This window comes from Calothrix sp. NIES-2100 (assembly GCF_963875285.1).
Lineage (GTDB): Bacteria > Cyanobacteriota > Cyanobacteriia > Cyanobacteriales > Nostocaceae > Aulosira.
In genome coordinates this window covers 6,373,999-6,394,902 of record NZ_CAWNLA010000001.1, presented here as the reverse complement: position 1 = coordinate 6,394,902, position 20,904 = coordinate 6,373,999, and the positions used below count along the sequence as shown (strand labels likewise).

Below are 20,904 nucleotides of genomic sequence, written 5' to 3'. Positions count from 1 at the left end.
ACTCGTTTAGCCTTCTAAATTTCTCAATCCCCCTAAATCCACGCCACTTGCTACAAGTCGGGAAACCCGCCCAACGCAGTGGCTCCCCTTAAAAAGGCAGGGCTAATTCATTGTTATGAGAGAAAATTAGGGGAGCCAGAAGTTAGCGTACACTAAATCTTTGAGCGGCTAATTTGATTAGTCCACTGTGCTGTTGCCAAGTCTCATTTCTAAATGGTGTTTGTTTTTGCTCCACAGGACGAAAGTAGAACTTGTTCTTTGCGATCACTGTGATTTTTCGGTCTACTGAGTTGAGTAACTTAAGCTTCGCTTGCGCGCTTGCCGATCAGGAGAAAAATTTGCTCAAGGTTATGACCAATCATCCTCACGGCCGTGGTGATCGAAGAATAACCGTTGTAGCGGAAAATTGCGATCGCTAAATTACGGATAATGGAAAGATTAGCAGGCGCATTACCAAGTCGTACAAGAGAGCTATCCTCCTCAAATACCACGTCTTTGACCCAATGTAAGCGGTTTTCAATTTCCCAATGACCACGAATGCCTTGGGCAAATTGTGCAGCATTGAGGCTCTGAGTGCTAATGTAGTAGGCTATCTGATGATAAGGTTTACCGGCTCTTGTACCAAAGCGTTCCACCTTCACCAGACGTGCTAGACCTACCCACTCAGAACTGATATCACTCAAGTCGTCAAAAACAGATACAGTTCTAGTCGTGACCCGATCGCTTCTGTGTTCGGTGGTGATGTCTACACTAACAGGTATCGCTTGCGCAGTAGTGAGTTGGATTTGTTCGTAGAGACGTTTTTGATTAGCCTTGACAGCCATCACATAATCATTACCACTCTCAACAATTAGTTGTACAGTTTTTTTTGACAGTGTAACGAATCAAAGGTAAAGATCACTCCTTGTAGCTTTAAAGCAGCCAAGAGTGACTGGACAACGGCAATTTCACTACTTTGTTTATTGTGGAACTGTTGCAAGGCGATCGCTACTCCATAACGAGTATTGAAAACGGAAACCACATTGATAAAATCTTGGTAAGCCTGGTCATAATTGCTGACAGTAGCTTTGATGCTTTTGCCATCGACTCCTAACCAGTCTAGCTCTTGGGTTGGCATCCAATCATTTGCCCAGTTATTAAACACCTTAGCTAAATCAGTAAAATCAATACCCATCATTATGCGTCGAAACGTCGAGTCTGATGGGAAACGAGTTGGAGGTAATTGTAAATTGACAACTAAAGCTTCATGATGCCGACGAGCAAAATCTTCTAAGGCACGATAACCCAGACAACCGCTCATAGTCCCCATAATCACCACCAGCAGCAGCAACCACAATGGATAACGCTGTCCTCTTGTCGCGCGAAAATCTTGCACTTGGGTTAAGGCTTCTAGGAGATTGGCTTTCATAGGGGAGAGTGGAAAAATCAAATAAGCCGCTAACAGATTTAGTGTACGCTAACTTCTGGCTGCTCTAATTTTTCTCTCATCACAATGAATTAGCCCTGCTTTTTAAGGGGGGTAGGGGGGATCTAAGACGCAAGAAAACAAGCCCTAGCCCCTAATACCGTTTGACTTAAAGGTTGATACAAATAGGGAGAAGAAGAAGCAGAGGAAGCAGAGGAGGCAGAGGTATTTTATTTGTATCTTTCATTTAGTGAAATAGTATAACACCTAGCCTCTCTCACATTTTATTAGCTAAATTCATCAACTGTTTGAAGTTGACCAAATGAATGATATTATCAGTGCTGTCAATTTCGATCCAGCCTTTTTCATCGAGCTTTTCCATGATTTTGCTAGTTTCGTCAACACTAATTTCTGTCACTTCTGCTAAATCTTTAAAGGGAATGTTAAAAATTTCTCTTCCCTTATCTGTTTTTTGACCATAGTTTTCGCCTAAACTCACTAGAGTCTGAGCTAGTTTGACAGCTGGTGGTGAAGAGCGCATTTGAAGGCGCAGGTTGATTTGTCGCAATCGCCGCACCATCAGTTGTAACATCCTGTGATGTAAATGCGGGTCTTTAAACAAGATTTGAATAAAACGCTCTCGAGAAACACTAAGTAATTTTACAGGCGACAGAGCAATTACATCGGTTGAGCGTGGAGACTCATCTAAAACTGCCATCTCTCCAAAAAAATCGCCTCTACCTAAAATTGCTAGAGCAACATAATTATCTCCGGATGTGCGCCGGACTTTCACCCAACCAGAAACCACGAAGTAAACTGCGTTACCCCAAGCATCTTCCATTAAAACGGCTCGTTCAGCTGGGTATTCATGCTCAATCGCCACATTCAGCAGCCATTCTAAAGTTTGGGGATTGGCTGTACTCAGTAAAGGAAAAAGTTCACTAAAAACCTCAGTCTGCATGAAATATCTGTAAAAAATGGATTCAATAGGAAAAAATTAGGCCGAATGCTATAAGTTTTAAAACCGCTATCATTTGCTGAATACGGTATCAATACGGTTACAAATTAATTGGTAATTTTCAGCTTTTTATACCAATTCTCGACAATCCAGAAACACATTTAAACCCGGCAACCTAGATTAAATCTAAATTTCTGAATTACTAATTAGTATTAGGTCTGATATCCCTAGTACAACATAACAATTATGTATGGGAACGCAATCAGCGGTTTCACTGACACTCTTGTAAACAAATTTTCGATATCTGACACACCCTACTAATGCACCAGTTGCGTAAGTCCAATATTAGTTATTATTTTTTGGTAGCTGGCTATCCCTAGCTAAGACGTTGAGCTGTTTGTTTAAATTTTCCACTAGTTGAGATAGGGCAACCACAGCGTTTAATTGCTCAGATTGCAAGCTAGAGTTGAGAACTAGCCGTTGTTCTAGTTCGTGCAACTTGAAGCTGAGTTTTTGAGCCATGACCAAGGTATCGCGGCTGAGGCGATGCAACTGTTGCTGTTGATAAAATTTTAATGCTGCTCCCCGTAATACTTGTAGTGTCGCCTCTTCACCGTAGATTCCCGGCATCACTCGTAAGCGTAACAATAAATTGTTGTTTTGATATTGCCATTCCTTCTCTACTTGTTTTGCTTCTGCAAGTATTTCCACGGGTAAACCAGCAAATTGCTTGAATTCATTGATGATTCCCTGAAAAACCGAAAGGGGCAGATTTTCGATGATTGACTGCAAGACTCCATTATCACTCCAGAGGATTCTGCCTTGGTCAAACTGTCTCTCCAAATACAAGCGACCAATTCCTCCAAGCAAGACTCTAGATAATAACTCTTCTAGTAATTGCTTCGGCGGTAGGGTTGTCAGTGATTCTAAGGGTCTTATTTTCTCTGAAGTTTGCTCTGGCAAAACAGTAAAATTTTTTGGCTGTTGACTGCGATCGTGGTTAGTTCTACTAGTTCCCGACAGGTGATTATGATTGAATTGTAAAGACGAATCTGAAGAGCTAACATCAGGTGGCAGAATTTCTGTTCGGTTCTCAATGTAGGTAGTGGCAGAGGTATTCAGTGGATCTATCGAATCTATAGGGGGAACTACGCTGTTTTTTGCGGTGAAGTTGACTTTTGGCTGATGCTTTTGTTTGGGATTTGCAGGGTATGTGTTTTTGTAGTTAAGATAAGCTTTGAGAGTATCTTGGTGAATATCGCTCTTAATTGGCTGATTGACTATAGTGTACTTAATTGAAGACAAAATCCGACGCAGGTAATCTAATGCCTCGCTTTCTTGTGGATTCACCATAGCCAGTAGAAGTTTATTGCCCTTGTATTCCAAGGGTAAAATTTGGTGATAAAGGCAAACTTCTAAGGACAAAAGACTATCAATTAACGAAAATATCTGTTCGCGATCGCCAAGTAACTCTTCAAGATTCTTTAAATCTGGTTCCCCCGTCCCTGCATTTGCATCTGGTACATTTTTTTCGTTATCAGTAAATTTGCCTTCTGAAGACAACATATGTGTAAATATTAATATTTTTTTATTTGCTTCTCATTCTATTGTGCTTCCAAGTTATTGTGTAGTAAATAAAGATACTTTATATCTATTAGAAGAAGTTGTTAAATTTAATACTAATATTCTAAGATAAATCTAGGATTGTGGATTGGGGATAAATCCCAAATCCAAAATCTCACACTCAAAACTGTTGGGTACTGAAATACTTACTCCCAGTAATCCTATGTAACATCTTTGCTGAGTTACTTAAATGGATATACCAGGCTCAGATTTAGATTGTGTTACTCCTGAGTTCTTAGAGTTTGGGCGACGAGATAGACTTTTGTCCATTCACCCATCACCTGATGGGTTTTAAGTTTTAATTGTTGTGCTGTGGCTTCGATTGAGTTGCCAGCTTTGCGTAAATCCAAAATCTGCTGCCCCACATGAGACAATTGCCCATAGAGTTGCTGCCATTGGTTTTGTGTTAGCCCTAAGTTATGTTCTTGCAAGGAAATTGCCAGCCAATTATCCACAAGTTCCGGTTTACCTTTGAGCGCAAAGACACGTACAGCATGGTAGCTGATTTTTTCACGCAATCTGTATACTTCTTTAATCTGCTTGTTGAGTCTTTTGGCGATTTCGTCTTGAGACTTTCCTTGCAAATACAGTCGCAGCCACTCTACGGCTTCTGTGCCGAGATTTTCTTGTAAATATTCGGCAAATTCTTGTTGTACAGTCTGACGCAACATCTGTTGCTCTTCAAGTTCTTGCGCTTCTTGATATTCTGCGATCGCCTGACTATCAACCAAGTTAACCCGGTTGTCACTGTCATCGGTGAGAATTTCTTCCGAAACTAGCCGAATCAAGTCGCTGCTTGGTACTTGAGTTAAGCCGCCACGTTGAGTTCGACGCAGGTAGTTTACGAAGCGATAAACTAGTAAAGGTTGATTGCGGACTGGGCGCAAACAGTATTCTTCTATACTGGCAAACAATAGAGTATCTCGTAGCCGATGATCGGTGGTAATTTCGCCGATACAAGCCATTTGATCTTGAATGTAGGTATCGCTTTGCAGTAATTCTTGGATAATTTCTTGTAATACATCCATAACACTGCGCTGGCGATCGCGGCTGAGAGATACCCAAGTCTGAATTTTGTTCCGTAATGTCATCAAACTTGCCAACCGAGTTATTAGGTTGCGGTAAGCGCGTTCTCGTGCTGTACCCAAGTAACGTTGCAGCAAGATCCGGTAACGATATTCCATCGCTTGCTTGGCAATCTCAAGTTCCTTGGGATTGAGCAGATCAAACCGTTGCAAGTCACGTCCCAACAACCAGAGAATTATACTTTCTTTGGCTGCATCACTTTGTTGGGGACACTCACTTACAAGACGTTGTCGCCAATATCGCGCCAGTTTTTCGGCTTCTGTTGCCATAACGAGATTGCGTTCCTCGAAACCCTGTTTTAAAGTTTGCATCACAACCCCCATGTGTCGCACTTAACTTATTAACTGGCAGCTGCCCCTATATTGAATCTTCATTTGATGAAGACTTTATTAGTGATTCCACTTTTATTACGTTTGGAATAGCTAAACTTATGCAAAAATTATCCCCTGCTATTCTTAATTTTTATTTTCCAGTAACTGGAAACCCCACTATTTCAAGCATTTTTCGCAATTCGACAAATTTTAAATTTTTGTAAACTTAATTTATTGGCGACCGAGAAAAATGACCTGCCCAGCCTTAAGTAAATTATGATACACTCGTGCTGCACAGGGGTTAAGAAAAGCTGATATTTTGCAAGCAACCGACAAAGCTAATATAATTCACCTTCATCCAGACGTACTTTGATTGATATAAGTTTCACATCAAGAGAGTCTGTCTGTAAGAAAATCACCATTTTTTTCACTTCCTTCAAGGCTAGATATCAGATTTTATTTTGAAAAGACCACTGAAAATTTTCTAGTACCCATCCGGGTAATATTTTGATCTACTACTTCTTTTTGATCAATGAAGAATAGATATCTTACATAATTATTTTGTACTCTAATTAATAGCGTTTTAATAAATTAAATCCAAATCAAAATTTGCTATGTTTGCTTGAAATCAAAAGTAAATTTTGCCAAATTATCATCTTACCATGAACTATTTTGGCAACATGTGTATTTTCTCAATATTTTTGTTAAAAAGTTTATACTTTAAAGTAACCAGCATTTGCCAGGTAAATGCAATTTTCCCAATGCCCAGTAATTTTGGTAAGCCTGTGCTGTAGTAGCGGCAGACTCACCACCGGGAGATGTCTTTAAATTTAGCGCCCGCCGTTTGACGATCTGATAATGGGGTTTTCTACAGAGTCTCTATACTGTTGAACTGCGTCAGTGTAGGCAATGGGCAGAACAGCCTCAACGTTTTCATGAGGTCTAGGGATAATCACCCAAGATTCCAGTGTACCACCATAAACATTTTCGGCTGCTTCTACACCCGCAGCCATAGCAGTCTTGACTTCAGAAACATCACCACGAATATTAACTGTAAACCGAGCGCTACCTACTCTGATATAACCAACAAGGGTAACTCGACCTGCTTTGACCATCGCATCTGCTGCGGCTAGCACAGCGGGAAAACCCTTAGTTTCTAGTGCTCCAACTGCTTGTAGTGACATTAGCAATCTCCTGTATGAATAAACTTAGGTGGCGCTACAAATTAATTGTACGAAGCTTCGCTACAAATTTTATTGATGAACTTGTTTAGAAGATGCGGAAAGGTTCAGATTCCTCTGTAAAGTGGATTGGGAGAATAGTTTCTATATTTTCTGGGGGATTGGGAACTATATAATGGGTAATAACTGTACCCTCTTTTACTTGTTCTCCAGCAAATATTCCTGCTTCCACAGCTGTTCTAACTTCCGCAACTTGTCCCCGGACAGCGACTAACAAGCGAGCGCTTTCTGCTTGACCATAATACACAAGTGTGACTGCGGCAGACTTTACCATTGCATCTGCTGCTGCTAACACTGAGGGAAAACCTAAAGTTTCAATGACGCCAACCGCCATTGGCATAGCTTAACTCTCCTGAGTAAAGGATAAGTGATATCAATTGTACGAGGCTTCAGTCCCAATTTGGACATTTTACTCAACTTTCTTGGATACGAGTAGCGCTTTGGGGCAGTCAAGCTCATTTCTCATGGCGCTGCGAATATGAAAAACTCCACCCACGGATCGGAGTTTTTGGGTATGGGGAAGAAATTAGGACTGACGCACTGTACAAATTGATTCTCTTGTGAATAATCCTTGGATAAATAGCGATCGCCTACAAGCAGTCGAAAAATCAAGTTTCATCCCGGGAATCCATAGCCTATATTTGGATTTTCCTGGCGTAAGTTCTATGAGTCAGGAATCTGAGTTTCCTTTTGTGAGAGCAAGACGAGTTACACCAGAAGAAAACCAAATATTCACAGATGCGATCGCAGATCAGTTTGGGATTACGCCAAGAAAACGCGGACGACCGACTAAAGATGAAGAGGTTTGTTAAAACCTTATCTTTTAGACATTATTTTGGGCGGCTAGATGCGATCGCTACTTATATCTAGAGTAGATACGAACGACTTACATCGCTCAAGCTTCCCATAAAACAACCGTGCATTGAAAAGCGCGACCGCACTTCCCAACATCACAAAAGCGTAGCCGTAAGGCTTGTCGTTAGACATCGCTTTGGGACTTTAGATATAGTGAAAATAGAAAGAACTAGCCAAGACAAATTGAATGCATCACAAATCGTGAACAATTGATCCAGGAACTCGAACAAGCTCCTGATGATATAGTCCAGTCAGTACTAGATTTTGTTCGTAGGGTAAAAGCAACACGCAAAACTCATCCTCTCGCAAAATTTGCAGGTATTTTAAGTGATGTCGAAGCCCAAGAATTAAAACGGGCGATCGCCACAGAATGTCGTCAGGTGGATGTGAATGAGTGGTGAGATTGCTCTGGATACCTCCGTGGCGGTGCGTTTTTTGAATGGGGACAATGGGATAGTTGCACGAGTACTAGCATTACCAGAGGTGGTTTTACCTACCGTCGTAGTGGGGGAGTTACTTTTTGGCGCGGAAAACTCTACTCGTCCATTACAAAATTTACCTCGCTATCTGGAGTTTATTGAGGCTTGTGTAGTTCTACCATTAAGTCGACAAACAGCAGCAGTCTATGCTCAAACCCGACTGGCTTTGAAGCGGAAGGGACGGCCAATTCCAATGAATAATGTTTGGATTGCGGCACAATGTTTAGAGCAGGGTTGGATATTAGTGACAGATGATACAGACTTTAACTATGTTGATGGCTTAATTGTTGTGGTTGTTTTTACCATGCGAGGTGAGGGAATTAGGATAATTAGTGCGAGAAAAGCGACAAAAAGTGAGTGTCAACAAGATGAGTCAGGAATCTGAGTTTCCTTTTGACAAAGCAAGACGAGTTACACCAGAGGAAAACCAAAAATTCAGAGATGCGATCGCAGATCAGTTTGGGATTACGCCCAGAAAACGCGGACGACCGGCTAAGGATGAAGAGGAAAAGTATGAGCCGATTTCGATCAGATTTCATCCTAAAATCATAGCCTGGGCAAAGGAAGAGGCAGAAAAACGAGGGATAGGCTATCAAACGGTTATTAATGAAGCACTATTGGATAAAATAGGCTAAAAATGAACGAACGACTTACTTCGCGCCAGCTTCGCATAAACTCATCGTCTAGTAAAAAGTGCGATCAGCTATCATAAAGGCATAAATAAGTAAGCAAAGGTGGTGTAAATAATGCAGACTGATAATATACCACAACAAAGATTAATCGGTAAAATCCGTCAGCTAGTTCCGGAGCAAGTGGTATTAGTTGAAAAATTCATTGATTCTTTATCCCAGAAAAATGAGGAATATAATTTGACTTTAGCTGCAACAAAGCTTTCTGAACCAATTCTGCAAAGAATTTGGGACAACCCCGACGACGCAGAATATGACAAATTATAAATTCGGGGATGTTATCTTAGTACCCTTTCCCTTCACCGACTAAACAAGTACTAAAAAACGTCCATCTGTTGTTGTCAGTTCTACCGATTATCAACGTCAGCGTTCCGATTTAATATTAATAGCTGTCACAAGTATTACTAATCCCGCAACTTCTTTTGCTGAAATGGTAATTACTGAGTGGAAAGCAGCAGGTTTGTTAAAACCTTCTATTATCAAACCAGTTTTAACTACCATTGATAAGATGCTGGTAATTAAGAAGTTAGGAGAACTCCAGGAAGTTGACGCTCAAGCGTTACATAATCTTTTACAGATTATTTTGGGCGGCTAGACGTTCGAGTTCTGTTGTAAAAATCTCAGAGCCAACCATTTTAGAATTAGCTACAGCCATTTGTGCTTGTTGACCTAAAATTAAATCCTCTAATTGAGCAATTCTATTCATTAATTGCTCGTAATTCTCCGCTGACATAATTACGTAACTAGCTTGCGATTCGCTTGTCAGTATGAATGGTTCCGTCGCAGCTTGTTCTAAAACATCGCTGTGGATATTTTGGATATCTCCAAGGGTAAATTGGCGCATTTTCAAGCTTTCCTAAATGCTTATGAAGAGATTATAACAAGTACATCATTAATATTTTTTAGCAACTAATTAAATTCACGCGATCGCACTTCCCCAACATCACACAGGCGATCGCACTTTCCCAACATCACACAGGCGATCGCATTTTCTCCACTGCAACAAAAACGCGATCGCACTTTCTCAACATCATAATTGTGATCGCACTCCATACCCTAAACTGCAAGTAAAAGGCGATCACAATCTCCCAATTTAACATTAAAAATGTTAAATTGGGAGCAATTTACTGATAGTATTATGCTGATTTAGTAATCGGAAAGAATTTTCTTCATCTGAAGGGAAATTTTCTGTTCTCTTCCCTAATGAAGACGTATTTGAGATGTCACCGCCAAAAGATGCGATCGCGCCAGGTATTCAATCGTTCAAAATGCACGCTGCTTCCGACAACAATAGTGTTTTTATAGTTGGATATGCAGACTTTAGCGTTGATATCAGTCAGTTACCTGCTGATGAATTATTAAATGCTTTTATGGAAGGGATGTTACAGGGTAAAAGCAAGTTATTGAGCCAAACCAATATTCAATTAGGGCAATATCAAGGAAAAGAAGTGAATGTTCGAGATGAAGAACAGGGATTAACTTACAAAACTCGAGTTTTTCTAGTTGATCAAAAGATATATTTTCTGATGGTTGGTAGTAACCAAACTCCTCAAATTAGTGATACTCAGAAGTTTTTCGACTCCTTTGGGTTGGTTAATTAATCACTAAAACAAGAGTACATAGATCCGCAATATGAAGGGTTTAGCAGTGCTAAACCCCTACAAAAAATGTGTTGTTTACATCATTTAATTTGCCAAACTATGTTATCCTACATCACCAATAAGTTCAAAAATTTTGTAATTGTATCTGCTTGGTTTTTCACGGATGGAGAAGCCATATTTATTGATTTTATAGTGATTTGCTAATACCAATTTACTATGAAGATGCAGATAATTAGCCTGCTCTGGCAGGCTTTGTATGTATAGCCCCACCCTTATAGGGTGAGGGCGATAATGTGCAGCCTCACAGAAAATTGGTATAAGAGTCTACTAAATAAGCGAGCAGCTAAAATCGGCATTAATTTGCAAATTGTGACAGATAATGTGGGAAGGTAAAAATATAATTTTCAACGAGTATGGTAAAATAAGATTCATGTTTCCCAGTTTTTTACCGAAAGCAGTTGAGCAACTGACAGAACCGGCTGCGATCGCACTAGCTCAGAGCGTTCAACTTCAAGCGATCGCTACTCCGCTAACTAATCAACCAATCAATACCACCTATGTACATCAAGGTAGTGGTGGTGTCCCAATTTTATTAATTCATGGCTTTGATAGTTCGGTGTTGGAATTCCGGCGACTACTACCACTATTAGCCGCAGAAAATGAAACTTGGGCTGTAGATTTGTTGGGTTTTGGTTTTACTGACAGAGGGGCTGATATTCAATATAGTTCAACTGCCATTAAAACTCATCTGTATTATTTTTGGAAAACCCTGATTAATCAACCCGTAATTTTGCTGGGTGCATCAATGGGGGGTGCAGCAGCGATTGATTTTACACTCACCTATCCCGAAGCGGTAAAACAACTAGTGTTAATTGATAGTGCAGGTTTGCAGGGAGGTTCACTTGCAAGTAAATTGATGTTTCCCCCTTTAGATTATTTAGCTTCAGAGTTTTTGCGTAGTCCTAAAGTCCGCGATCGCATTTGTCGCGCTGCTTATAAAAGCCAAGAGCTTTTGTTAGCTGATTCTGTAGATTGTGCCGCATTACACCTACAAATGCCAAACTGGAGTAAAGCTTTAATTGCTTTTACTAAAAGTGGTGGTTATCGGGCTTTTAAATTTAAAAAAATCGCTGAAATTATGCAACCTACACTGATTTTGTGGGGTGATAACGATAAAATTTTGGGTACTAAGGATGCTTCTAGATTTAAACGAGCAATTTCACACAGTCAACTGATCTGGATTAAAGATTGTGGTCATATTCCCCATCTAGAACAACCACAAATTACAGCCGAGCATATATTAGCATTTCGGAGTTAAATTTACAAACTGTAACTTTGGCGCTGCAAGATCCCCGACTTCTTTAAGAAGTCGGGGATCTGATCACCGTTAACCATTCATAATTAATGGGATAGACTATTAGGTAAACAAACAGAATTGGCATAAATCGCTAATTGCGCTCTATTTTTGAGATTGAGACGATTAAAAATGCTGTTAATATGGGTTTTTACTGTACTTTCAGAGATGAATAATTTCTGAGCAATTTCTTGATTTGTTGCACCCATCGCTACTAAACGCGCAACATCTAATTCTCTAGGTGTTAATAAAGCTAATCCAGGGGAAACAGATTCGCTTTGATTTGGCTGGGTTGATTTGTGACTAACAACTCTTTCTAAAAGACCAGGTGCGAGTTGTGCATATCCCCGGTTAATGCTGCGAATGGCGTTAACCAATTCTTCCCAAGGCATATCTTTTAATAGATAACCTTTTGCACCAGCGCGAATGGCTTCACTTACATCATGATCATCATCATAAGTGCTTAAAACTAAAACTTTAATGTGAGGAAATTTTTCACAAATAATGCGAGTAGCAGTAGCACCATTCATTACCGGCATTCGCACATCCATTAATACAATATCTGGTTGTAAGTTTTCAACTTGTGTAACAGCTTCTTCTCCATTTTCTGCCATACCCACAATTTCTAGGTCTGATTCTAGACTCAGCATTGCTTTTAGACCTTGGCGAACTAAACTTTGGTCGTCTACAAGTAATAAGCGAATCATATAATTTTAGATTTTAGATTTTGGATTGTTGAAATATACTGAACAGTGCCCACCCTTCTACAGTCTTCATCCATAATTCTGACCATGTGGCGTAATTCTTGCATCAGTTCACTACTGAGTTGATAGGCTTGAGATAGTGATTGCTGTGATTGGATCGGGTTGATTTGCGATAATTTTTGCGCTGCTTGGAGTTGGATATTTAAAGCCATGATTGACTGTCCTAAAGCTTTATATAAATTAATTAGTTCATTATTCTTTGCTTGAATAATGAGCAATTCTTGATTTTTGTATTTAGATGTATATATCTGGAATTGCCAAACTAGTATTAAGCCTCCTAGTATTAACAACAGAACAGTAATCATGGTTTTGGCGGTTTGATTAAATTAATGTTACATCCATAATTAAAACCTGATTTTTAAAATTTGACTATCTGTTGTTGGCAATTACCAACTTTAGTAGGAATCAAATTTATCTCAACCAACGAAAGTTGATGATTAGGGATTTTAATCAGACAAAAGTTGTAGATATTTTGGTTGACGGTTGACGGTTGACTGTTGACTTTTTTTTAGCTGTGTATTTGCGTCAGATTTGACAACCAGTTGTCATCAAAACATGAATTCCTGTGATGCTGAGTTTTGCCATTCATCTAAATTCAAAGGTTGCCATTCACCAATTCTTACTGACTGGTTGTGGCTCAGAGAAACGGATTCTTGAGGAATGGAAATTTCGGAAATGATTGAGATATTGGCTATTTCTGGTATTGTGGGTATTTCCAGTAAATTAGATATTTGCAGGGGAATTTCAACATGAATGCAACAACCTGCTTGGGGTTGGGTTGTTAATTGGAATTGACCTTGTAAAACGGCAATTCTCTCTTGCATTCCCCGGAGTCCATAACCACCTGAAATATTTTCGATATCAAATCCTCGACCATTATCTTGAATTGTTAAATGTAGCCCAGTTGATGTTGTGCAGAGATGAATTTGTACTGCTGTTGCTTGAGCATATTTACGAATATTGTTGAGTGCTTCTTGAATAATTCGATAAAGTGGGGCGGTGAAATGTGGCAATAAGGTCATGGGCAGATTGATTTCCACTTCTGGTAAAATACCAGTGGTCTGATGAAAATCACTTACTAAAGATGCAATCAAAGTTTCTAAAGACTGGGTGGCTAATGGATCGTTACGTAAGGCTTTGACCGATTGACGAACCTCTTGAGTTGCGATCGCCATTAACCGATTAGCTTCATTGAGAAACTCCTGTGCTTGATTGGGATCGGGTTTGCACAGTTTACTGGCAGTTTGTAATTGAAAATTCAGTGCCGTCAGCGCATGTCCTAGAGAATCATGCAACTCTCGCGCGATGCGGTGGCGTTCTTGTGCTGCTGAAACATTAGCAAATTCCAAGACACACTGCCACAACTGCTGATGCATTTGATTGAGTTGTTCTGGTGTATATAGTTCTTCGACCAAGGTAATCTCTCCGTAACTTCCAGCTAATTCTCTATATTTCTGGGTGGGGAGGACTTATGCAATATTGGTCATTTGTCATTGGTCATTTGTCATTTGTCATTTGTCATTTGTGATTTTTCCCCCTTCCCTTGTCCTCCCTTCGGGTTCGCAGTCGCCTGCGGAGGGAAACCCTCCCGCAGCGCTGTCTCACCTTGTCCTCCTTGTCCCGCCTACTCCTCCTAAGTCCAATTACCTAACAATACATAAGGTGCCCAATAGTATGGGGCTTGATAATCTGGGTTCTTTAAGATGGCGAGTTGGGCGCGTCTTAGGGCTTCGGCTTTGGTGATACCTGTTTGATTGGCTTTTACTAGTTGCTCGTAAAATTGACTCATGAGTTTTGCTGTGGCTTCATCGTCAACACGCCACAGGGTTGCTACTGTACTCTTTGCACCGGAACGCACTGCTACGCCCGCTAGTCCCAAGGCGGAACGATTATCACCGGCGGCTGTTTCGCAAGCACTCAATACGAGAAGTTCGAGGGAGTTGTCTTGTGATATTTCGACGGTTTTTAATACACCGCTGAGTTCGTTGACTTTGATTTTGCCGTCCCAGGTGAGAATAAATGTGTCATCGGCTTGAGAACTAAATTGTCCGTGGGTGGCTAAATGGACAATCGGGAAGGAAGCACCACCAATTCCACCTTGAATAGCGGAATTTGTAAAGTTTTGATTGAATAGAACTTGAGAAGGTAGTTCCGCTTTGATGTTTTCTACTTCTTGCTGGACGTTGGGTAAAGCCTCAAACCCAGAACGTGCTTCACTCAGTCCACCTACTAAGGCTCCTAAGCGTTGTTGTTTGAGCGATCGCGGTGCTAATAATTGTAATCCGGGTGTGAGGGCTATGCTATATTTTTCCACAAGGAATTGTTGACCATCATGCAACGCCGCCATTGGAATGTTCCGCAAAACTCCATCTAAAACAAATACCAATGTCTCTACCTGACTGGCAGCTAAATCGTCTGCTTCTGGTCGCAGTACTAAATCATACATTTGTTGCAGTAGGGGAAGCGTTAGATCCAAGATGGTTGATTGCTTTAAACCTCCTTCTAGTTTGGTTGTCAGCTTCTCAATTTCTTGGCGGCTGATAGCGGTTTTATAGTAGCGAAAATCACGCTCATTTTTTGTTTCGGCTTTATTTTGGGAGTTTGGTAAGCTGGCAATAATCGCTAGTTGATTTTCGAGAATAATCGGATAAATGACTGCTGCTTTTTTATCAACCTGATCTACTTGTGCAAGGTTCCCATTCAGACAACCTTCGCGGAAAAAGTTATCGAGTTCGACTAATTGCAACCCTTCAATGACATCTCGCGCTGCTTTTAAATTATCTTTTTGATTTGATTCCACTAACAAGCCGACGAGTTGACGGTGAATAGGTTCAACTGCTTCGCGGAAGGAAAATTGCACATTGGGATTAGCGGCGGCTAAGTCTGCGCGCAGAGATTTAATTGTACCAACTGCTTCGGTGTAAGCGGCGATCGCACTTTCGATTTTCCCTTGGGCTTTCATCACTCTGCCTAACTGCCATTGCCAACGGTAGGCGATATCCCCGGCGTTGATTTGTTGCCCTAATTGCACTGCTTGTTGAGTTAATTTTTCTGCCTCTGTCCACTGTTGTGTATGTTCGTAAACGTTACCTAAACTACCCAGTGCATCAGCTTGTATGCGTATGTCTCCTAAATCCTTAGCTTGTTTTACCCCTGCTGCCAATAGTTTAGCGATTTCTGACCAGGAAATTTGGCTGTTGGGTTGCTTTTGCATTTGTATCATTGTTTGCGCCAGATTCACCCGTGATGCGATCGCACTCCGACTGGGAGGTAAGGTTGCAATATTTTGTTGTAACTGTGGTAGTAAAGCCTTCGCTGCATCTAGCTGATTAGTCTCCACCAGCAAACTAAGTAGATTAACTTGCGCTTGCACCTTTAAATCCGGTGTTGCAGATGCGGCTACTTGTTTGTAGAAATTGATGGCAACTTGAGGATTAATCGGAGTTTTGCTATCCTTACTCAAGCTGATTTGAGTGCGGGCAAGATTACCAAGGCTAAGTTGGGTTAACGCGATCGCCTCAGGTAATTGTAATTGATTTGCGATCGCCAGACTACGCTCTAAAATTAGAGTTGCTTGGGGAAAATTACCCACAACTCGCAACGACTCACCCAAAGTTCTTAACGCCGTAGCTGTTTCTGGTGTCGCTGCAACTTTTTCTAATAAAGGCTTGAGTTGTTCGGGATTAGTAGTAGAAAGCTGGGGTAACTTTAACGCCGGTTCCAAAAGCGAAATTGCTTTTTTATAAAGACCTAAATTTTGTAAAGCCTGCGCTTGGTTAGTTTGACTCGTCAGTACCCGATTTGGTTTATTTAATTGAGTATATATAGATGTCGCCGCTTCCCAAGACTTTAAAGCTGCTTCTCCTTGACCGCGTGCCAATTGTAACCCGCCTTGAATATCCAGAGCTTGAGCTAAAGCCAAAGATTTATCTAATTTAGCTTCTTTTATAGTATTTAACAGAGCAATACTTTCAGTAATAGCACGGTGCGCATCATCCCACCGTCCCAACTGTTGATAACACAGCGACAGATTACTTAAACTCAACGCTTGATGAATGGGGTTATTCGCAGCTTGATAAACTTGGGCTGCTTGTTGAAATAACTGCGCCGCTTCCGTAAACTGACCTTTAGCGTAGGAATTTCGCGCCTGTTGTTCCACAGATAAACCAGGAACTTGAGCGATATTAGTCATTTGCGCTAACCCCGGCGATGTCATAGATAATAAAAGAGCGATCGCCATCAACACCACAAACCTTTTAATCCTTTTCATACTCCTCTTTGCGCCTTTGCGCCTTTGCGTGAAATAAAAAAACAGCGCCTCAGATACCCGACAGTAAGATCCCTCGCTTATCCCGAAATCCCGCCCTCACCCTGTAAGGGTGGGGCTAACGCTACAAAGCCCACCTCCGTGGGCTGAATTTTCTTAGCCCACGGAGGTGGGCTTCGTTCGATTAGCCCCACCCTTCTAGGGTGAGGGCGGTCTATCGGGTAAGCGAAGATCCTGGACACATTGCAGAACTACTAGTAGCAGCAGGTGTTGCTGTTGGCACTTGAGCAACCAGCATAATATTACCGTCAGCCGTTTTCACCAAACCTTGCGCCTCAGCAATTGGCGCAGAATTACCTGCGTCAGTCTCGACATTTTTCTGCAACTTAGTATCAACATTTTCCCCATCCAAAGTAGCTAAAGGACTGAGGCTAGTAGTACCTGCAAGTGGTTCAAAGGAATTGGGGGGTAAACTACCGCGCCCAGTGACGACAAACGTACCCAAGGGTTTAGCATTGCGGCCTCTGGGGCAAATTTGGGCAAATTTTGTACTAGCGTCAACCAATCCTGTAGGTAGTTCGATGAGTTTTTGTGGCGGTTGGACTTGTGGTTGAGTGATGGTGATTTGTCCTTGTACGCCTAATTTAGAACTTGCGGTGATATCGCTTTGATTTGTAGTTTCGGGACGGGGTTCGATACCAAAGATAGCCTGAGTGCTGATGTTAACTTTACCACCTTTACCAGTAAAAGCATTGGCGGAGATATCGTTGTTTTCATTAGCTACGGCGATAATGAAAGGTGAATCAATGATGATATTACCGCCATCACCTCCCGCTTGTGTTATACCTGCGGTTGTAGAAATTAAAGCCCCACGACGCAGTAATAATAAGCCTGCTAATTGCAAGTCAATATTACCGCCCTGTCCGTTAGTGGTTTGAGCATAAATTACCGCTCCATTGTTGAGATTAAGAGTCTCACTGTGAATAAAAATATTACCGCCATTGCCGATACCTGTCAATTCTACGCTGGTGAAAGCACCACTAGGAAATCCATTGTTACGAGTGCCATCAAAGCTAATAGTATCACGAGCATTAATTGTAATATTGCCTGCATTTCCCTGTCCAAAAGTGGCAGCAATGAGTAGCCCACCATTGGTCAAAGATAACGAGCCGGTTGTCAGATTAATGTTGCCACCATTGCCGATGCCTGTTGATTCTACATTGCTGAAAGCACCACTAGGAAATCCATTGTTACTAGTGCCATCAAAGCTAATAGTATCACTGGCATTAATTGTAATATTGCCTGCATTTCCCTGTCCACGAGTGACAGCAGCGAGTTCAGCGCTGTTGGTCAAAGATAACGAGCCGGTTGTAACATTAATGTTGCCACCATTGCCGATGCCTGTTGATTCTACAGTGCTGACAGCAAAGCCGTTGTCAAAGCTGACAGTATCACGGGCATTAATCGTAATATTGCCTGCATTTCCCTGTCCAACAGTGCCAGCAGCGAGTTTCCCACTATTGGTCAAAGATAACGAGCCGGTTGTCAGATTAATGTTGCCACCATTGCCGATGCCTGTCGATTCTACATTGCTGAAAGCACCACTAATCCATCCAGTGTTACTAATGCCGTCAAAACTGATAGTATCACGGGCATCAATTGTAATATTGCCTGCATTTCCCTGTCCAAAAGTGGAAGCAATGAGTTGAGCGCCGTTGGTCAAAGATAAGGAGTCGGTTGTAACATTAATGTTGCCACCATTGCCGATGCCTGTCGTATTTACAAAGCTGACAGCAGAGCCGTTGTCAAAACTGATAGTATCACGGGCATTAATTATAATATTGCCTGCATTTCCCTGTCCAAGAGTGGCAGCAGCGAGTTGAGCGCCGTTGGTCAAAGATAACGAGCCGGTTGTAACATTAATGTTGCCACCATTGCCGATGCCTGTGGTATCTACAGTGCTGAAAGCAGAGCCGTTGTCAAAGCTGACAGTATCACGGGCATCAATTGTAATATTGCCTGCATTTCCCTGTCCACGAGTGGCAGCAGCGAGTTGAGTGCCGTTGGTCAAAGATAACGAGCCGGTTGTCACATTAATGTTGCCACCATTGCCGATGCCTGTCGTATCTACAATGCTGAAAGCAAAGCCGTTGTCAAAGCTGACAGTATCACGGGCATCAATTGTAATATTGCCTGCATTTCCCTGTCCAAAAGTGGCAGCAGCGAGTTGAGCGCCGTTGGTCAAAGATAACGAGTCGGTTGTAACATTAATGTTGCCACCATTGCCGATGCCTGTCGATTGTACAGTGCTGGAAGCAAAGCCGTTGTCAAAGCTAATAGTATCACGGGCATCAATTGTAATATTGCCTGCATTTCCCTGTCCAAGAGTGTCAGCAGCGAGTTGAGCGCCGTTGGTCAAAGATAACGAGCCGGTTGTCACATTAATGTTGCCACCATTGCCGATGCCTGTGGTATCTACAGTGCTGAAAGCAAAGCCGTTGTCAAAGCTAATAGTATCACGGGCATCAATTGTAATATTGCCTGCATTTCCCTGTCCAAGAGTGGCAGCAGCGAGTTGAGTGCCGTTAGTCAAAGATAACGAGCCGGTTGTCACATTAATGTTGCCACCATTGCCGATGCCTGTGGTATCTACAGTGCTGAAAGCAAAGCCGTTGTCAAAGCTAATAGTATCACGGGCATTAATTATAATATTGCCTGCATTTCCCTGTCCAAGAGTGGCAGCAGCGAGTTGAGTGCCGTTGGTCAAAAATAACGAGTCGGTTGTCAGATTGAGGTTGCCACCATTGCCGATGCCTGTCGTATCTACGCTGCTGATAGCGGAGCCGTTATCAAAGCTAATAGTATCACGGGCATTAATTGTAATACTGCCTGCATTTCCCTGCCCAAGAGTGGAAGCATCGAGTACCCCACCATTGGTCAAAGATAACGAGCCGGTTGTCAGATTGAGGTTGCCACCATTGCCGATGCCTGTCGATTCTACGGTGCTGAAAGCAAAGCCGTTATCAAAGCTAATAGTATCACGGGCATTAATTGCAATATTGCCTGCATTTCCCTGCCCAAAAGTTGAGGCTGCAAGTTGAGCGCCGTCTTGTAATGAGAAGGAACCAGAATCAATTGTGATGTTACCCCCATTGCCTTTTGCTCCCAAGCGGACATCATTGAAAATAAAGCTTTCTGAAGCAAGTTTGATTTCTCCTATCGCATTGAGAATAATATCTCCCGCAACAGTTTCAGAAGTACCCAAACCTTCGCCGATACCAGCATATAGTCCACTGCCTCCCAAAATCTCTAATTTGCGGGCATTGATGGCAATATTACCGCCACCAGCAGCTTCCACATACACAGCAGCTTGATTGCTAAGAGATACATCTGCACGAGTTATATTCTCCGGAAATCCCAACTTCAAATTATCCCCATCAAACAGAAGATTTACATTTCCAGATTCCGCCAATCCTCCCAACTCAACTCGCCCACCAAAAGCATTTAATCGTCCGCCATCTAGGCTGACATTACCACCCACCAGCAGTAAACTCTTACCATCTGGAACTCTTAACCCAAGTGCCTCAAAACCTGCGGTATTTTCTCCTGCTGGTGCAATTGAGTTATTTTGAATTGCTGCATTTTGATTTATTTGATTAAACAGCAACGCGGAAGGATTAATAGTTAATAAAGGTGGTGCTTGCGGATTTGTGGCGCTAAAAATTCCCTGATTACCAAATTGCACAGCATTAGCCGTAGTCGCTACAAAAGAACCACGTACATCTAATCGCGCATTTTTACCAAATAAAATGCCATTGGGATTAATTAAAAACAAATTGGCATTACCATTAACTCCTAATGTGCCCAAAATATTCGAGCCTTGTCCGCCTGTCACCCGCGTGAGAATATTTTGCACACCAACAGGGTTGCCAAAATACACTCTTTGCCCATCATTAATATTAAACTGGGTAAAACTATGAAAAAGATTGCTACCACGTTGAGCGCCGCCGTCAATTCTGTCTGCATTTGCATTATTAATTAAAATGTTGGGTGTCAGGCGAGAACTTTCTGCGCCTAATGTGTTGTCGGGGGTGATTTGGGCTTGGGCTGGGGTGATAAGGCTCACTTCGACTTCGCTCAGTGAGCGCATTTGGACTTTGCTCAGTAAGCAGATTGTCAGTGTAGCCGAAGTGAGGCAGAAGGAAAAAATGCTGGCGTAGACGCGTAGCGGCTTGTCGTAAGACATCGCATGATTGATTTTCATATCTGCT

19 protein-coding genes and 2 pseudogenes are annotated in these 20,904 nt (G+C 41.8%); 8 read left to right on the top strand and 13 right to left on the bottom strand.

What is annotated here, in order from left to right; genetic code table 11:
* Positions 1-299: 299 nt before the first annotated feature.
* The 6 genes and pseudogenes from AACU32_RS26015 to AACU32_RS25990 all read right to left on the bottom strand — a co-directional run bounded on the left by AACU32_RS26015 (position 300) and on the right by AACU32_RS25990 (position 6,964).
* A pseudogene (locus AACU32_RS26015) lies at positions 300-1,408 on the bottom strand (ISAs1 family transposase).
* A 274-nt stretch (positions 1,409-1,682) separates the two neighbouring features.
* Positions 1,683-2,366 (bottom strand): Crp/Fnr family transcriptional regulator, encoded by a 684-nt coding sequence (locus AACU32_RS26010; RefSeq protein ID WP_096604064.1) that lies wholly within the window; start codon positions 2,364-2,366, stop codon positions 1,683-1,685.
* Positions 2,367-2,708: 342 nt separating this feature from the next.
* Positions 2,709-3,929, bottom strand: a complete 1,221-nt coding sequence (locus AACU32_RS26005; RefSeq protein WP_096604063.1) for a GspE/PulE/PilB domain-containing protein — start codon at positions 3,927-3,929, stop codon at positions 2,709-2,711.
* Positions 3,930-4,207: 278 nt separating this feature from the next.
* Entirely contained in the window at positions 4,208-5,395 is a 1,188-nt protein-coding gene (locus tag AACU32_RS26000; RefSeq protein ID WP_096604062.1) for a HetZ-related protein 2, read from the bottom strand.
* 818 nt (positions 5,396-6,213) lie between these two features.
* A complete protein-coding gene (locus AACU32_RS25995) occupies positions 6,214-6,567 on the bottom strand; it encodes a carbon dioxide-concentrating mechanism protein CcmK (protein WP_096604061.1) in 354 nt (117 codons plus the stop codon).
* A gap of 85 nt (positions 6,568-6,652) precedes the next feature.
* Positions 6,653-6,964: a carbon dioxide-concentrating mechanism protein CcmK gene (locus AACU32_RS25990; RefSeq protein WP_096604060.1), complete on the bottom strand. Its 312-nt coding sequence runs from the start codon at positions 6,962-6,964 to the stop codon at positions 6,653-6,655.
* 220 nt (positions 6,965-7,184) lie between these two features.
* Between AACU32_RS25990 and AACU32_RS25985 the strand changes: the two genes are divergently transcribed.
* The 6 genes and pseudogenes from AACU32_RS25985 to AACU32_RS25960 form a co-directional block, all read left to right on the top strand.
* Positions 7,185-7,436, top strand: a complete 252-nt coding sequence (locus AACU32_RS25985; protein ID WP_339378281.1) for a hypothetical protein — start codon at positions 7,185-7,187, stop codon at positions 7,434-7,436.
* A 252-nt stretch (positions 7,437-7,688) separates the two neighbouring features.
* On the top strand, positions 7,689-7,880 hold the full coding sequence (locus tag AACU32_RS25980) for a hypothetical protein (protein ID WP_339378280.1): 192 nt from the start codon (positions 7,689-7,691) through the stop codon (positions 7,878-7,880).
* Entirely contained in the window at positions 7,870-8,343 is a 474-nt protein-coding gene (locus tag AACU32_RS25975) for a PIN domain-containing protein (RefSeq protein WP_096604058.1), read from the top strand. Before AACU32_RS25980 ends, AACU32_RS25975 begins: the two co-directional genes overlap by 11 nt.
* Positions 8,327-8,593: a BrnA antitoxin family protein gene (locus tag AACU32_RS25970; protein ID WP_096604057.1), complete on the top strand. Its 267-nt coding sequence runs from the start codon at positions 8,327-8,329 to the stop codon at positions 8,591-8,593. The genes AACU32_RS25975 and AACU32_RS25970 overlap by 17 nt, the downstream gene beginning before the upstream one ends.
* 111 nt (positions 8,594-8,704) lie before the next feature.
* Positions 8,705-8,914, top strand: a complete 210-nt coding sequence (locus AACU32_RS25965) for a toxin-antitoxin system, antitoxin component, Xre family protein (protein ID WP_096604056.1) — start codon at positions 8,705-8,707, stop codon at positions 8,912-8,914.
* A gap of 109 nt (positions 8,915-9,023) precedes the next feature.
* Positions 9,024-9,242, top strand: a pseudogene (locus tag AACU32_RS25960) (type II toxin-antitoxin system PemK/MazF family toxin); the annotation flags it as partial.
* Here the strand turns inward: AACU32_RS25960 and AACU32_RS25955 are convergent.
* Entirely contained in the window at positions 9,219-9,491 is a 273-nt protein-coding gene (locus AACU32_RS25955; protein ID WP_096604055.1) for a type II toxin-antitoxin system prevent-host-death family antitoxin, read from the bottom strand. The pseudogene AACU32_RS25960 and the gene AACU32_RS25955 overlap by 24 nt on opposite strands.
* 65 nt (positions 9,492-9,556) lie before the next feature.
* Positions 9,557-9,700 (bottom strand): hypothetical protein, encoded by a 144-nt coding sequence (locus AACU32_RS25950; protein WP_339378279.1) that lies wholly within the window; start codon positions 9,698-9,700, stop codon positions 9,557-9,559.
* 167 nt (positions 9,701-9,867) lie between these two features.
* Here AACU32_RS25950 and AACU32_RS25945 point away from each other — a divergent pair, with 167 nt between their 5' ends.
* Complete coding sequence (locus AACU32_RS25945) at positions 9,868-10,248, top strand: hypothetical protein (protein WP_096604054.1); 381 nt, start codon at positions 9,868-9,870, stop codon at positions 10,246-10,248.
* Positions 10,249-10,678: 430 nt separating this feature from the next.
* Positions 10,679-11,566 carry an alpha/beta fold hydrolase gene (locus AACU32_RS25940; RefSeq protein ID WP_096608178.1) on the top strand — a complete coding sequence of 296 codons (888 nt, stop codon included), beginning with the start codon at positions 10,679-10,681 and terminating at the stop codon, positions 11,564-11,566.
* A gap of 83 nt (positions 11,567-11,649) precedes the next feature.
* Here the strand turns inward: AACU32_RS25940 and AACU32_RS25935 are convergent, their stop codons facing one another.
* The 5 genes from AACU32_RS25935 to AACU32_RS25915 all read right to left on the bottom strand — a co-directional run bounded on the left by AACU32_RS25935 (position 11,650) and on the right by AACU32_RS25915 (position 20,897).
* Positions 11,650-12,309 carry a response regulator gene (locus tag AACU32_RS25935; RefSeq protein WP_096604053.1) on the bottom strand — a complete coding sequence of 220 codons (660 nt, stop codon included), beginning with the start codon at positions 12,307-12,309 and terminating at the stop codon, positions 11,650-11,652.
* Positions 12,306-12,671 (bottom strand): histidine kinase dimerization/phosphoacceptor domain-containing protein, encoded by a 366-nt coding sequence (locus AACU32_RS25930; RefSeq protein WP_096604052.1) that lies wholly within the window; start codon positions 12,669-12,671, stop codon positions 12,306-12,308. Before AACU32_RS25930 ends, AACU32_RS25935 begins: the two co-directional genes overlap by 4 nt.
* 243 nt (positions 12,672-12,914) lie before the next feature.
* A complete protein-coding gene (locus AACU32_RS25925; RefSeq protein WP_096604051.1) occupies positions 12,915-13,781 on the bottom strand; it encodes a sensor histidine kinase in 867 nt (288 codons plus the stop codon).
* A gap of 218 nt (positions 13,782-13,999) precedes the next feature.
* Complete coding sequence (locus tag AACU32_RS25920; protein WP_339378278.1) at positions 14,000-16,636, bottom strand: CHAT domain-containing protein; 2,637 nt, start codon at positions 16,634-16,636, stop codon at positions 14,000-14,002.
* Between the two features lie 211 nt (positions 16,637-16,847).
* Positions 16,848-20,897, bottom strand: a complete 4,050-nt coding sequence (locus AACU32_RS25915) for a beta strand repeat-containing protein (protein WP_096604049.1) — start codon at positions 20,895-20,897, stop codon at positions 16,848-16,850.
* Positions 20,898-20,904 lie beyond the last annotated feature (7 nt).